Source organism: Paracoccus pantotrophus (assembly GCF_008824185.1).
Classification (GTDB): domain Bacteria; phylum Pseudomonadota; class Alphaproteobacteria; order Rhodobacterales; family Rhodobacteraceae; genus Paracoccus; species Paracoccus pantotrophus.
The window spans coordinates 1,151,486-1,164,237 of sequence record NZ_CP044423.1 but is presented as its reverse complement, the minus strand read 5'-3'; the positions used below and the strand labels follow the sequence as shown (position 1 = coordinate 1,164,237).

Below are 12,752 nucleotides of genomic sequence, written 5' to 3'. Positions count from 1 at the left end.
AGAACGGGTTGCAACCCGATGAATATAAATCGCTTAATTGCTATTCTGACGCGCGTGGCCGTCAACCGGCTGCTGCGCTGGGGCCTCCGGCGGATGCATGCGCCGAAGTCGGGCGCGCGCCGGACGTCTCGGCAGCAGGGCCGCGAAAAGACCATGCGCGAAGCGGTCAAGCACGCCCGCCAGGCGGCGCGCATCACCCGGCGGATGCGATAGGGGGCTCTGCCCCCGTCGCGCTGCCGCGCGACTCCCCCGGGATATTTGGGCAGGAAGAACGCTGGCCGGGCGGCCAGGCTCAGGCGAATTGCTTGGCCAGCTTGAGGCCCTGGCCCTGGTAGTTCGAGGCGATGCCGCTGCCGTAGAGCCGTTCGGGGCGGGCTGCCATCCGTTCGTAGACGAGCCGGCCGACGACCTGGCCATGCTCCAGCGCGAAGGGGGCCTCGTGGCAGCGCACCTCGAGGACGCCGCGCGCGCCTTGCCCGGCGGCGCCATGGCCGAAGCCGGGGTCGAAGAAGCCGGCGTAATGCACGCGGAACTCGCCCACCATGGCCAGGTAGGGTGCCATTTCCGCGGCGTAATCGGGCGGGATCGCCACGGATTCGCGGCTGACCAGGATATAGAAGGCGCCGGGGTCGAGGATCAGCTGGCCATCCGTGGTGCGCAATTCGTCCCAGAAGTCGCGGGCCTGGTAGGCGCCGATGCGGTCGAGGTCGATGACCCCGCTATGCGGCCGGGCCCGGTAGCCGACCAGGTCGCCGCGCGCGGGCCGCAGATCGACCGAGAAGCCCAGGCCGTCGTCGATCAGCGCCTCGCCCGTCACCAGCGGCTCGCATGCGTGCAGGTCACGCAAGGCGGTATCCGTCAGCACCGCCTGGCCCCGGCGCAGCCGCAGCTGGTTCAGCCGCATGCCGGGCCGCACCAGCACCGAGAAGCTGCGTGGGCAGATCTCGGCATAGATGGGGCCGTCATAGCCCTGGGGCAGGCGGTCGAATTCGGTGCCCTCGTCGGTGACCAGCCGGGTCAGAAGGTCGAGCCGGCCGGTCGAGCTTTTGGCATTGGCGACCGCGTCGAGGCCCTGGGGCAGCGACAGCCGTTCCATCAGCGGCACCAGGTAGACGCAGCCCTTTTCCAGCACCGCGCCCTCGGTGAGATCCATGCGGTGCATCTCGAAATCCTTGAGCCGGTCGCTGACCCGGCGCCCGCGCCCGGCCAGGAACGAGGCGCGCAGCCGCCATGCCGTCGCGCCCAGGCGCAGGTCAAGGCTGGCAGGCTGGACCTGTTCGGGCCGGATCGGCTGGTCGGCCGAGATCGCGCCGCTGGCGATCAGCTGACGCAGGGACGTATCGGGAAGCACACCGTTCACGCGAAACCCTTTCGGCAAAAGGAAACGCCCACCCCCGGACGGGGATGGGCGTTTTCGGAATGGTCGGGCCGGCGAGATTCGAACTCGCGGCCTTCCGCCCCCCAGACGGACGCGCTAACCAGGCTGCGCCACGGCCCGACGAGGGGCATATAGAGCGAAGCGGGCGGCCAGCACAAGGGGCCAGGGGCGGAAATTTCGGCAAGAATCTCGATTGCTGTGGATAGTCGGCCGGCGGGGGCCGGAAAGCGGGCGGCCATGCGCGTCAGCGTGCGCCGGTCAGCGCGTCGCGCAGGGTTTTCGCTTGCGCGGGCAGGGGCTTGCCCTGCAGTTCGAACTGGCGCAGGGCCAGCGCGGTCGCCACCAGCCGGCCCAGCCAGTCCGGCGCGGGATCGCGCCCCGGATCGAGCGCGGCGAAGAGCGGCAGCGATTCGGCCTGCTGTTCGGGGCGGTTCGGCCGGGCTGGCCTGAGGACCGCTTTCGCGTCCCTCGGCATGGCGTCGCGCTCGGGCAGGGCCAGGCGCACGGCCGGGCCGGGATGTTCCACCGCGCCGGCCTCGCCCAGGGTTTCGCCCAGGCGGGCGGCGCCGATCTCGCGCAGCGCGGCGCCGCGATCCGCGGCGATCAGCCGCTTGGCGCCGCGGATGCTGAGCCCCTCCTCGCGCATGACCTGGCAGAGGCCGGCTGCCAGCCGCACGTCTTCGGGCCGGTAATAGCGGCGCCCGTCGGCGCGCTTGACCGGCGCAAGCTGCGTGAATTGCGATTCCCAGTAGCGCAGCACATGCGGCGCGACGCCGACGAGGCGCGAGACCTCTCCGATGGACCTGAAGGCGTCGGGCGACTTGCTCATCAGCCCTTGCGCCTGTTCCCCGCCGCCACCCGATCCTTCATCAGATGCGATGGCCGGAAGGATAGAACCCGGCGCGGCGTGATCGGCACTTCCTCGCCGGTCTTGGGGTTGCGGCCGATGCGTTCGTTCTTGTCGCGGACCGAGAACGTGCCGAAGGACGAGATCTTGACCTGCTCGCCGCGCACCAGCGCATCGGAGATATGGCCAAGCACGCTTTCGACAAGCTGGGCCGATTCGTGGCGGGACAGACCCACCTCACGGAACACGGCCTCGGCCAGGTCCATGCGGGTCAGGGTAGAGTCGCTCATCTCGGAAACCTCTTGAATGGTGCGAAGGATGATTTCTTTACGGCGCCGAGTCAACAACCCCGGCCCGATTCCGTTCCCTCATCGGACGATTTTGTTCCGCGTTATTCGCGCCTTACCTGCAAGACCCCGCGCATGGCCGCCTGCGACCCGCTTGGAGCCGCGGCAATCCGCGCCTATGTTGAAGGGGAAAGGGCAGGCGGGACGGAGCGGATATGGCCGGTGGCTGGGCGCGCGACGATGCGGTGAACGAGCAGATCGAGGTCTCTACGCAGGAGGCGATCGAGCGGATGCGGCTACGCAATGCGCAGCGCGTCGCGCAGGAAAGCGCCCGCATCTGCGAGGAATGCGACGAGCCGATCCCCGAGGCGCGGCGGCAGGCGATTCCCGGTGTCCGGCTGTGCGTGGACTGCCAGTCGGGCCGCAACCGGGCCTGGCGACCCAGCGCCGGGATCAACCGGCGCGGATCGAAGGATTCGCAGCTGAAATAAGGGGCTTGCCTACCAGCGCAGCACGACCGAGCCCCAGGCGAGGCCGCCGCCGATGGCCTCGGCCACCAGCACGTCGCCGGGCTTGAAGCGCCCCTCGGCATTGGCCACCGAAAGCGCCAGCGGGATCGATGCGGCCGAGGTATTGCCGTGGTCGGCCACCGTCAGCACCACCTTTTCCATCGGCAGGTGCATGCGCTTGGCCGTGGCCTCGATGATGCGCAGGTTGGCCTGGTGCGGCACCAGCCAGTCCACCTGTTCGGGCGTCAGGCTGGCCCGGTCCAGCGCGCGATGCGCGGTGTCGGCCAGCTTCTCGACCGCGTGGCGGAAGACCAGGTTGCCCTGCATGCGCAGATGGCCGGCGGTGCCGGTGCTGGCCACGCCGCCGTCGACATAGAGCAGGTCGCGATATTGCCCGTCGCTGTTCAGGTCGGTCGCGAGGATGCCGCGGTCGGCGGAGGTGCCCTGGCCCTCGGCCGCCTCCAGCACCATGGCGCCGGCGCCGTCGCCGAAGAGCACGCAGGTCGAGCGGTCGCTCCAGTCCATGATCCGGCTGAAGGTCTCGGCCCCGATCAGCAGGACGCGATCTGCAAGCCCGGCGCGGATCATCGCATCGGCATTGGCCAGCGCATAGACGAAGCCGGCGCAGACCGCCTGCAGGTCATAGGCGAAGCCCCGGCGCATGCCCAGCCCGGCCTGCACCATGGTCGCGACCGAGGGGAAGGTCAGGTCGGGGGTCGAGGTCGCCACGATCACCGCGTCGATCTGTCCGGCCTCGATGCCGGCATCGGCCAGGGCCGCCTGCGCGGCCCGGATGGCCAGGTCGCTGGTGCCCTGGTCCTCGGCGGCGAAATGGCGCCGTTCGATCCCGGTGCGGGCGCGGATCCATTCGTCGCTGGTGTCCAGCTTATCCTCGAACCAGCTGTTCTCGACCACGCGCTCGGGCAGGTAATGGCCGGTTCCCCGGACGATCGCACGCCGCATCAGGACGCCTCGCTTTCCTTGCTGCCGTTGATTTGGCCGGCCGCCGCGACGGATTGCGCCACGCGCGCCGCCAGCCGGTCCTGAAAGCCGGATTGCGCCAGCCGGAAGGCCAGCTTGATCGCCGCCGAGACGCCGGTGGCATCGGCCGAGCCGTGCGATTTCACCACCGTCCCGTTCAGCCCCAGAAAGACGCCGCCATTGACGCGCCGCGGGTCGATGCGCTTTTGCAGCCGCTTGAGCGAGCCCATGGCCAGAAGCGCCGCGAATTTCGACATCACCGACTTGCCGAAGGCTTCCTTCAGCAGTTCGCCCACCAGCTTCGCGGTGCCCTCGCCGGTCTTCAGCGCGACATTGCCGGTGAAGCCGTCGGTCACGATCACATCGACGCGGGCCGAGGGCAGGTCGCCCCCCTCGACGAAGCCGACATAGTCGAAATTCGCCGCCTGCGCCGTGGTGGGGATCAGTTCATGCGCCTGCTTGAGCTCGGGCCGGCCCTTGTGGTCCTCGGTCCCGACGTTCAGCAGACCGACGCGCGGCCGTTCCAGCCCGAAACCGTTGCGGGCATAGGAGGCGCCCATCAGCGCATAGGTCAGCAAGTCCTGCGCATCGGCGCGGATGTCGGCGCCCACATCCAGCATGACGTTGAAGCCCTGCGGATTGCGCGAGGGCCAGAGGCAGGCGATCGCGGGGCGGTTCACGCCGGGCAGCTTGCGCAGCCGCAGCATCGAAAGCGCCATCAGCGCCCCGGTATTGCCACAGGAGACGGCGGCGGTCGCCTCACCCTGCCGCACCGATTCGAGGGCGGACCACATCGAGGTGCCCTCGCCCTTGCGCAGCACCTGGCTGGGCTTGTCGTCCATGGTCACGACGCCGGCCGCGTCGCGGATGTCGCAACGCCGCGCCAGATCGCCGCGGCGGGCGATCAGCCGTTCCAGCTCGGCCCGCGGGCCGTGGACGATGAAGCGGATGTCGGGATTCTTCCCGGCGCTTTCGGCCATGCCGGCGACCACCGTCGCCGGGCCGCGGTCGCCGCCCATCGCGTCAACGGAGATCACCACGCCGCCCCCGTCGCCAGGGGCACGAGGCAGAATGCTGGAATCTGCCGAAGCCATATCCGCGGTCGGTCCGCTCAGGCCGCGTCTTCGTCCAGGTCGACCTCATTGGCCTGCGCCACGACTTCGCGGTCGGCGTAGTGGCCGCAGGACGGGCAGACGTGATGCGGGCGCTTCAGCTCGCCGCAGTTGGGGCATTCGTTCGGGTTGCCGGCGACGAGCGCATCATGCGAACGGCGCATGTTGCGGCGGGAGCGGGTAACTCGGTTCTGAGGGACGGCCATGTCTCAACCTCAAGTGGTTCGGGGGGCAACCCGGCTGGGCGGCCCCGGATTCGGTGTTTCGTATCTGGGGCGGGCATAGGCCACTGGAGCGTTGGCCGCAAGTCACGAAAACTGCTCGCAAAGCGGGGGCCGCGGTCCGGGATTCCCCCGCCGGTCGAATGAAGGCGGCAAAATAGCGGGATTTCCGCATTGCGCAAGGGAAATCTGCAAGAGAAGCGGCGCATGCGCGCCGCTGCCTCCGGCGGGGATATTTGGGCAAGAAAGAAGCCGGGCGCCGGGAGGGCCCGGCGGGTTCAGCGGCCGAGCTTGGCGTGGATCTCGTCCAGGTCGATCTCGTTCTTCGGCAGCTTGTTGTCGGGGTTGTCGAAGTCGTATTTGAAGAGCTGGAAGTCCTTCTTGTAGATTTCCCAGATCAGGTGGCGCGACAGGTCGTCGAAATAGGCGCTGACCTTGTGGGCGCGCTTGGGGCCGTGCCCCTCGGATTCGTTGAACTTGGGCACGTCGTTCACGTCGAGCCTGACCGGGGTCGGCGCGGCGTCCAGCACCTTCTGCATGCCCTGGTTGAATTTCTCGGTGAAGAAGATCTGGTCGTAGCGGCCGCCGTTCACGATGAAGGTCGAGATATGGCCTGACATGGCCGACCAGTGGATGTCCGGCTCCATCGGCCGGCGCCAGCGGATGGTGTCGCGCGCAAACAGCAGGAAACGGCGGAAGCTGGCGATCTGGTCGAACTCGAAGCCGTTCTCGGGGCTGCCGACATCGACGCCGTAGCGTTGCATCAGCTCGGGCACCAGGTTGCCGCGGTAGCGCTTGCCGTTCCGCTGGATCCCCGCGATCTTGTCGAAGAACGAGGACAGGATGCGTGCGTAGGGGTTGCGCACGCAGGTGAAGGCCAGCGCCTTGTGGGCCGTGACGTTCGCCTCGATCAGCGGCTGGCTGTCGGGCTGGTTCCACTTGTGCAGCCCGCTGGTGGCGTCGTGGATGTCGCCGTCGAAATAGCGGCCGTGGTCGGAGTAGAACATGATCTGCCCGATCGAGGAGCAGGCGCATTTCGGGACGACGCGATAGACCATGCTTTCGCTTTCCGTCATCCACGTTCCTGGAAAACCCATAACTCTCTTTCCCTTCACAAGAACCGTGCCGGCCGCGGCGGCTTGCCCCTTCGGCCAAAATCGGTAAGGACACAATGCAAATCGCCGGCAGAGATTCAACCAGTGTGAGCATTGCCCGCGCAAGGCGGGCCGGATGGGTAACGAGATGGCGCGTATCGCCTTTATTCTGCTGTGCCACAAGGATCCCGAGAGCGTGGTGGCGCAGGCCCGCCGGCTGACCGCCTCGGGCGATTACGTGGCGATCCATTTCGACGGCCGGGCCGATTCACGCGATTACGCGCTGATCCGGGCGGCGCTGGCCGACAACCCTTCGGTCGCCTTCGCACAGCGGCGCTGGAAATGCGGCTGGGGCGAATGGTCGCTGGTCGGCGCCACGCTGGAGGTAGTGCGCGCCGCCGTCGCCGCCTTTCCGCGGGCCACGCATTTCTACATGCTCTCGGGCGATTGCATGCCGATCAAGTCGGCCGAATACGCCCATGGCCTGCTGGACGCAGAGGATTGCGACTATATCGAGAGCTTCGATTTCTTCGAATCGGACTGGATCAAGACCGGTTTCAAGGAAGAGCGGCTGATCTATCGGCACTGGTTCAACGAGCGCAGGCAGAAATGGCTGTTCTATGCCAGCTACGACCTGCAGAAGCGATTCGGCCTGAGGCGCAGGGTGCCGGCCGACATCCAGGTCATGATCGGGTCGCAATGGTGGTGCCTGCGCCGCCTGACCGTCGAGAAGGTGCTGGATTTCTGCGCCAGCCGGCCGGAGGTCATGCGCTTTTTCTCGACCACCTGGATCCCGGACGAGACCTTCTTCCAGACCGTCGTGCCCCATGTCGTGCCCAGGAAGGAGATCCGCACCCGCACGCTGACCTACCTGATCTTCACCGATTACGGCATGCCGGTGACCTTCTACAACGACCATTACGACCTGCTCATGGGCCAGAACTACCTGTTCGCCCGCAAGATCAGCCCCGAGGCGATCCGCCTGCGCGAGCGGCTGGGCGCGCTTTGGGCGGCGAAGGGCGTGCATTTCCCGATCTCGAACGAGGCGACCGGCCTCTTTCACTTCCTGACCGGGCGGGGCCGGGCCGGGCGGCGCTTCGGCCAGCGGTTCTGGGAGGCCGAGGGCAGCCTGGGCCGTGACAATACGCTGCTGCTGGTGGTGGCCAAGAAATGGCATGTCGCCAAGCGGCTGACCGCGGCGATCCGGGCGCATACGCCGATTCCGGCGGTGGATTACGTCTTCAACGAGCCCGAGGCGCATCTGCCCGATCTGGGCGGGGTCGAGACCACGGTGGAAAAGCGCGACCGCCACCGGCGCGCGCTGATCCGGCTGCTGTTCCAGCATTTCGAATCGAACCGGCTGGTCTTGTGCCTGGACCCCTCGGCGCTGTATCTGATCCAGGATCTGACCTCGGACAAGGCCGATACCCGCATCCTGCTGGTGGATTCCGAATTCGACGACGATTACCTGCGCGGCCATATCGCCCGCGTGGGACTGGCCGGGAGCGAAACCGCCCCCGAGGTGATCGAACGGCTGCTGCCCATGGTGCGCGCCGACCTGGAACACGAGGCCGAGCGGTTGCGCGACATGGATTTTCCCGGCTTCCATTCCATCGCGCCCTGGCGGCCGGCCGCGGAGAATGCCGTGCAACTGGCGCGTTTCCTGGACCTGCCCGCCGAGGCCGCGCTGGCGCTTGCCGGGACCGACCACCTGTTCAGCGACTGAGGAGAGAGCCATGCCCGCCTATGACGACAGCAACATCTTCGCCCGCATCCTGCGCGGCGAGATACCCAACGACACGGTGCTGGAGACCGAGCATACGCTGGTCTTTCGCGACATCCGGCCGCAGGCGCCGGTGCATGTGCTGGCGATCCCCAAGGGCGCCTATATCAGCTACGACGATTTCGCCGCCAATGCCTCGGATGCCGAGATCGTGGATTTCCACCGCGCCGTGGCGAAAGTCACCCGCGATCTGGGTGTGGCGCTGGACGGCGGCCAGGGTTTCCGCGCCATCACCAATGCCGGGCCGGACGGCGTGCAGGAGGTGCCGCATTTCCACATGCACATCCTGGGCGGCCGGCCGATGGGGCGCATGGTTCAGCCGGGCTGAGACGCCGGGCGCGAGGTCAGCTGGACGAAGACATCCTCGAGGTCCGGCGCTTCGACCGCCACGTCGCGGATCGGCAGGTCCGCGGCGCGCAGCGCGTCGATCAGCCCGTCGGTGGGGATGCGCGAGGGCGCATAGCTGAGCGCGAGCCGGCCGTCGCCGCGCCGCTCGGCCCGCACGCCCTCGGGCAGGGCGGGCAGGGTGCGGGCCGGGCCGGTATCGACGACCAGCGTCTTGGAATCGGCCCGGCCGAGCAGGGCGGCGGTATCCTCGCACAGGATCAGTTGGCCGTGGTCGATGATGGCGATGCGGTCGCACATCTCCTCGGCCTCTTGCAGGTAATGCGTGGTCAGGATGATGGTCATGCCCTGGTCGTTCAGCCGCCGCACGTTGCGCCACAGCATTTCGCGCAGCTGGATGTCGACGCCCGCCGTCGGTTCGTCCAGCACCAGGATCTGCGGCCGGTGCACCAGCGCCTTGGCCAGCAGCAGCCGCCGCTTCATGCCGCCCGAGAGGTGGCGCGAATAGCTTTCCGCCTGATCCGTCAGCCCGACCAGTTCCAGAAGCTCGTCGGTCCAGCGTTCGCGGCGGGGCACACCGTAGAGCCCCGCCTGCACCTCGAGGCTGGCGCGGGGCGTCAGGAAGGGGTCGATGTTGAGTTCCTGAGGCATGACGCCGATGGCGGCGCGGGACTGGCGCGGGTTCACATCCTGGTCGAAGCCCCAGATCGTCACCTGACCGGCGGTCTTGCGCACCAGCCCGGCCAGGATGTTGATCGTGGTGGACTTGCCCGCGCCGTTGGGTCCGAGCAGGCCGAAGATCGAGCCGGCGGGGATGGCGAGGTCCAGCCCCTTCAGCGCCTGTTTCGGGGGCGCCTTGCCCGCGGCGGCATAGGTCTTGGTCAGGCCGCTGATTTCGATGGCGTTCGGGCTTTGCTCGGGGGCTGGCATCGGCTCTTCGCGTTCATTATGATCGCCGCCGGTTTAACCCCGTTTGTCGTCAGAGCTCAAGGAACCGCCATGACCATTCCGGCCCCCGAGATCCAGACCGTCACCTCCTGGAAGGTCGCCTGCGACGGCGACGAGAAGCGGGGGCTGGGCCATCCGCGCGTCTGGCTGGCCATTCCGCGCGATACCGGCTGGGTCGAATGCGGCTATTGCGACAAGCGCTTCGTCATCGACCGCGAGCACGCGCACGAGGATCACTGATCGCGCGCCATGGCGGCCTGGTTCGGGGGGCGGCGCGGTTGCCGCGCCTCCGGCGGGGGTATTTGTGAAACAGTGAAGGCGGGGGCGGTCTTGGCCCGGTCGGCGCTTCGTGGCAGTAAGGGGCCTTGGACGCTGGCAGAAGGATGAGGCGCAGATGACGGACGGATTCGGCAAGGGCCATCACCTGCATCTGATCGACGGCTCGGCCTTCATCTTTCGCGCCTATCACGCGCTGCCGCCGCTGACCCGTCGCTCGGACGGGCTGCCCATCGGCGCGGTGGCCGGCTTTTGCAACATGGTGTGGAAGTATCTGCAGGACGGCAAGGGCTCGGACCAGCCGACCCATGCGGCGGTGATCTTCGATCATTCGGCGCGGACATTCCGCAACGACATCTATCCGCTCTACAAGGCCAACCGGCCCGAGCCGCCCGAAGATCTGCGACCGCAATTCCCGCTGACCCGCGAGGCGACGCGCGCCTTCAACATCGCCTGCATCGAGACCGAGGGCTTCGAGGCCGACGACATCATCGCCACGCTGGCCTGCCAGGCGCGGGATGCCGGCGGGCGGGTGACGATCATCAGCAGCGACAAGGACCTGATGCAGCTGGTCGGCGGCGGGGTCGAGATGATGGACCCGATCAAGGGCAAGCCCATCGGCCCCGAGGAGGTGCGCGAGAAATTCGGCGTCGGTCCCGAGCGGGTGGTGGACGTGCAGGCCCTGGCCGGCGATTCCGTCGACAACGTGCCGGGCGCGCCGGGGATCGGCATCAAGACCGCCGCGCAGCTGATCGAGGAATATGGCGATCTGGAGAGCCTGCTGGCGCGGGCGGAGGAGATCCGGCAGCCCAAGCGCCGCCAGACCCTGATCGACCATGCCGAGCAGATCCGCATCTCGAAGCGGCTGGTCGAGCTGGATTGCGGGATGGCGCTGGATTTCAGCCTGGAGAGCCTGGAGATCCGCGAGCCCGATCCCGAGGCGCTGCTGGACTTCCTGGCCCGGATGGAGCTGCGCACCCTGACCAAGCGCGTGGCCGAGCGTTTCGGCGCCGAGGCGCCGACCATGGCCGAGGCGGCGCCGGTGCCGGCCGCCGTCGCCGGTGCCGCGGCCGCGCCGGCCGTCGAACTGCCGGCCATCGACCGCAGCCTTTACGTCACCATCCGCGACGAGGTCATGCTGGCCGAATGGCTGGCCGAGATCGCCGAAAAGGGCGTGGTCGCCATCGACACCGAGACCACCGGGCTGGACGAGATGCAGGCCGAGCTGGTCGGGGTCTCGCTTTGCACCGGGCCGGGGCGGGCGGCCTATCTGCCGCTGGGCCATGTCGATGGCGCCGCCGACCTCTTCGGCTCGGGTGCGCGGGCCGAGGGGCAGATGGACCTGGACCGGGCGGTGGCGATGCTGAAGCCGGTGCTGGAGGATCCTTCGGTGCTGAAGATCGGCCAGAACATCAAGTATGACTGGAAGGTGCTGGCCCGCCACGGCATCCGCATGGCGCCTTTGGACGACACCATGCTGCTGTCCTATGCGCTGAACGCGGGGGCGCATAACCATGGCATGGACGAGTTGGCGGACCTGTATCTGGGCCATCGCTGCCTGCCGATCAAGGATCTGATCGGCTCGGGCAAGGCGCAGATCAATTTCTCGCAGGTGGCGATCGACAAGGCCAGCGAATATGCCGCCGAGGATGCCGAGGTGACCTGGCGGCTCTGGCATCATTTGCGCCCCAAGCTGGCGCCGAACCATGTGACCACCGCCTATGAGCGGCTGGAGCGGCCGATGATCGCGGTTCTGGCCGATATGGAGATGGCCGGCATCCGTATCGATTCCGAGCATCTGAAGCGCATGTCCAACGCCTTTGCCCAGAAGATGGCGGGGCTGGAGGCCGAGATCCACGAACTCGCCGGCGGTCCCTTCAACGTCGGCAGCCCCAAGCAGCTGGGCGAGATCCTGTTCCAGCGCATGGGCCTGGCCGGTGGCAAGCAGGGCAAGACCGGCGCCTTCTCCACCGGCGCCGAGGTGCTGGAGGATCTGGCCGCCGAGGGGCATGAGCTGCCGGCGCGGGTGCTGGACTGGCGGGCGATCTCGAAGCTGAAATCGACCTATACCGATGCGCTGCCCCTGCATGTGAACCCCGAGACCGGGCGCGTGCACACCAGCTATTCCATCGCCGGGGCACAGACCGGGCGGCTGGCCTCGACCGATCCGAACCTGCAGAACATCCCCGTGCGGACCGAGGAGGGGCGGCGCATCCGTGAGGCTTTCGTCGCCGGGCCGGGGATGCGGCTGGTGAGCCTCGACTACAGCCAGATCGAGCTGCGGATCCTGGCGCATGTGGCGCAGATCCCGGCGCTGAAACAGGCTTTCCGCGACGGCATCGACATCCATGCCATGACCGCCAGCCAGATGTTCGGCGTGCCGGTCGAGGGCATGGACCCGATGATCCGCCGCCGCGCCAAGGCGATCAATTTCGGGGTGATCTACGGCATCTCGGGCTTTGGCCTGGCGCGCAATCTGCGCATTCCACGCGCCGAGGCGCAGAGCTTCATCGACACCTATTTCGAGCGTTTCCCCGAGATCCGCGCCTATATGGACCGCACCGTCGCCGAGGCGAAGCAGGACGGTTTCGTGCGCACGCTGTTCGGCCGGCGGATCATGACGCCGGGCATCAACCAGTCGGGACCGGCGGCGGGCGGGGCGCGGCGCGCGGCGATCAACGCGCCGATCCAGGGTGCGGCCGCCGACATCATCCGCAGCGCCATGATCCGTATGCCGCAGGCCATCGCGCATCTGCCGGCCAGGATGCTGCTGCAGGTGCATGACGAGCTGGTCTTCGAGGTCGAGGAGGGCGCGGTGGCCGAGCTGATCGAGGCGGCGCGCGGCGTCATGCAGGGCGCGGCCGATCCCGCGGTCCGGCTGGACGTGCCGCTGATCGTCGATGCCGGGCAGGGGCTGAACTGGGCCGAGGCGCATTGAGGGCCGCCGGTCGCGTGGATTGCGCGGCCGCAT

The 12,752-nt window shown here is 67.8% G+C and carries 14 protein-coding genes and 1 tRNA gene; 6 read left to right on the top strand and 9 right to left on the bottom strand.

Annotated elements, in window-relative coordinates:
- Positions 1-18 precede the first annotated feature (18 nt).
- Positions 19-213 (top strand): hypothetical protein, encoded by a 195-nt coding sequence (locus ESD82_RS05615; RefSeq protein WP_147428796.1) that lies wholly within the window; start codon positions 19-21, stop codon positions 211-213.
- A 79-nt stretch (positions 214-292) separates the two neighbouring features.
- Here ESD82_RS05615 and ESD82_RS05610 read toward each other — a convergent pair whose 3' ends face one another.
- From ESD82_RS05610 to ihfA, 4 genes are all read right to left on the bottom strand, one after another.
- Positions 293-1,360, bottom strand: coding sequence for a 2'-deoxycytidine 5'-triphosphate deaminase (locus tag ESD82_RS05610; RefSeq protein WP_114668999.1), 1,068 nt, complete (start codon positions 1,358-1,360; stop codon positions 293-295).
- Between the two features lie 60 nt (positions 1,361-1,420).
- Positions 1,421-1,498 (bottom strand) — tRNA-Pro (locus tag ESD82_RS05605).
- Between the two features lie 124 nt (positions 1,499-1,622).
- Complete coding sequence (locus tag ESD82_RS05600) at positions 1,623-2,207, bottom strand: MerR family transcriptional regulator (protein WP_147428797.1); 585 nt, start codon at positions 2,205-2,207, stop codon at positions 1,623-1,625.
- A complete protein-coding gene (gene ihfA, locus ESD82_RS05595) occupies positions 2,207-2,515 on the bottom strand; it encodes an integration host factor subunit alpha (protein ID WP_011748157.1) in 309 nt (102 codons plus the stop codon). The genes ESD82_RS05600 and ihfA overlap by 1 nt, the downstream gene beginning before the upstream one ends.
- Before the next feature lie 212 nt (positions 2,516-2,727).
- On the opposite strand from ihfA, the gene ESD82_RS05590 reads away from it, so the two are divergent.
- Positions 2,728-3,003: a DksA/TraR family C4-type zinc finger protein gene (locus ESD82_RS05590; protein ID WP_147428798.1), complete on the top strand. Its 276-nt coding sequence runs from the start codon at positions 2,728-2,730 to the stop codon at positions 3,001-3,003.
- A 9-nt stretch (positions 3,004-3,012) separates the two neighbouring features.
- Here the strand turns inward: ESD82_RS05590 and ESD82_RS05585 are convergent, their stop codons facing one another.
- The 4 genes from ESD82_RS05585 to ESD82_RS05570 form a co-directional block, all read right to left on the bottom strand.
- On the bottom strand, positions 3,013-3,984 hold the full coding sequence (locus tag ESD82_RS05585; RefSeq protein WP_036747224.1) for a beta-ketoacyl-ACP synthase III: 972 nt from the start codon (positions 3,982-3,984) through the stop codon (positions 3,013-3,015).
- Positions 3,984-5,096: a phosphate acyltransferase PlsX gene (plsX, locus tag ESD82_RS05580; RefSeq protein ID WP_024843257.1), complete on the bottom strand. Its 1,113-nt coding sequence runs from the start codon at positions 5,094-5,096 to the stop codon at positions 3,984-3,986. The genes ESD82_RS05585 and plsX overlap by 1 nt, the downstream gene beginning before the upstream one ends.
- 17 nt (positions 5,097-5,113) lie before the next feature.
- Entirely contained in the window at positions 5,114-5,320 is a 207-nt protein-coding gene (rpmF, locus tag ESD82_RS05575; RefSeq protein WP_010392407.1) for a 50S ribosomal protein L32, read from the bottom strand.
- A gap of 293 nt (positions 5,321-5,613) precedes the next feature.
- Entirely contained in the window at positions 5,614-6,432 is an 819-nt protein-coding gene (locus tag ESD82_RS05570) for a sulfotransferase family protein (protein WP_147428799.1), read from the bottom strand.
- 145 nt (positions 6,433-6,577) lie between these two features.
- Between ESD82_RS05570 and ESD82_RS05565 the strand changes: the two genes are divergently transcribed.
- Positions 6,578-8,155 (top strand): DUF5928 domain-containing protein, encoded by a 1,578-nt coding sequence (locus ESD82_RS05565; RefSeq protein WP_024843255.1) that lies wholly within the window; start codon positions 6,578-6,580, stop codon positions 8,153-8,155.
- 10 nt (positions 8,156-8,165) lie between these two features.
- Positions 8,166-8,540, top strand: a complete 375-nt coding sequence (locus ESD82_RS05560) for an HIT domain-containing protein (protein ID WP_024843254.1) — start codon at positions 8,166-8,168, stop codon at positions 8,538-8,540.
- Here ESD82_RS05560 and ESD82_RS05555 read toward each other — a convergent pair.
- Positions 8,528-9,487, bottom strand: a complete 960-nt coding sequence (locus ESD82_RS05555) for an ABC transporter ATP-binding protein (RefSeq protein WP_147428800.1) — start codon at positions 9,485-9,487, stop codon at positions 8,528-8,530. The two genes, ESD82_RS05560 and ESD82_RS05555, sit on opposite strands and share 13 nt — an antisense overlap.
- Before the next feature lie 69 nt (positions 9,488-9,556).
- Here ESD82_RS05555 and ESD82_RS05550 point away from each other — a divergent pair, with 69 nt between their 5' ends.
- Positions 9,557-9,745 (top strand): zinc-finger domain-containing protein, encoded by a 189-nt coding sequence (locus ESD82_RS05550; RefSeq protein ID WP_024843252.1) that lies wholly within the window; start codon positions 9,557-9,559, stop codon positions 9,743-9,745.
- Between the two features lie 154 nt (positions 9,746-9,899).
- A complete protein-coding gene (gene polA / locus ESD82_RS05545; RefSeq protein ID WP_147428801.1) occupies positions 9,900-12,719 on the top strand; it encodes a DNA polymerase I in 2,820 nt (939 codons plus the stop codon).
- Positions 12,720-12,752 lie beyond the last annotated feature (33 nt).

Excerpts from the sequence above, each read along its gene's own strand:
- ESD82_RS05560 (WP_024843254.1), top strand. The coding sequence starts at position 8,166 with ATGCCCGCCTATGACGACAGCAACATCTTCGCCCGCATCCTGCGCGGC.
- ESD82_RS05570 (WP_147428799.1), bottom strand. The coding sequence starts at position 6,432 with ATGGGTTTTCCAGGAACGTGGATGACGGAAAGCGAAAGCATGGTCTAT.
- rpmF (WP_010392407.1), bottom strand. The coding sequence starts at position 5,320 with ATGGCCGTCCCTCAGAACCGAGTTACCCGCTCCCGCCGCAACATGCGC.
- ihfA (WP_011748157.1), bottom strand. The coding sequence starts at position 2,515 with ATGAGCGACTCTACCCTGACCCGCATGGACCTGGCCGAGGCCGTGTTC.
- ESD82_RS05600 (WP_147428797.1), bottom strand. The coding sequence starts at position 2,207 with ATGAGCAAGTCGCCCGACGCCTTCAGGTCCATCGGAGAGGTCTCGCGC.
- polA (WP_147428801.1), top strand. The coding sequence starts at position 9,900 with ATGACGGACGGATTCGGCAAGGGCCATCACCTGCATCTGATCGACGGC.
- ESD82_RS05615 (WP_147428796.1), top strand. The coding sequence starts at position 19 with ATGAATATAAATCGCTTAATTGCTATTCTGACGCGCGTGGCCGTCAAC.
- ESD82_RS05585 (WP_036747224.1), bottom strand. The coding sequence starts at position 3,984 with ATGCGGCGTGCGATCGTCCGGGGAACCGGCCATTACCTGCCCGAGCGC.
- plsX (WP_024843257.1), bottom strand. The coding sequence starts at position 5,096 with ATGGCTTCGGCAGATTCCAGCATTCTGCCTCGTGCCCCTGGCGACGGG.
- ESD82_RS05565 (WP_024843255.1), top strand. The coding sequence starts at position 6,578 with ATGGCGCGTATCGCCTTTATTCTGCTGTGCCACAAGGATCCCGAGAGC.
- ESD82_RS05590 (WP_147428798.1), top strand. The coding sequence starts at position 2,728 with ATGGCCGGTGGCTGGGCGCGCGACGATGCGGTGAACGAGCAGATCGAG.
- ESD82_RS05555 (WP_147428800.1), bottom strand. The coding sequence starts at position 9,487 with ATGCCAGCCCCCGAGCAAAGCCCGAACGCCATCGAAATCAGCGGCCTG.
- ESD82_RS05550 (WP_024843252.1), top strand. The coding sequence starts at position 9,557 with ATGACCATTCCGGCCCCCGAGATCCAGACCGTCACCTCCTGGAAGGTC.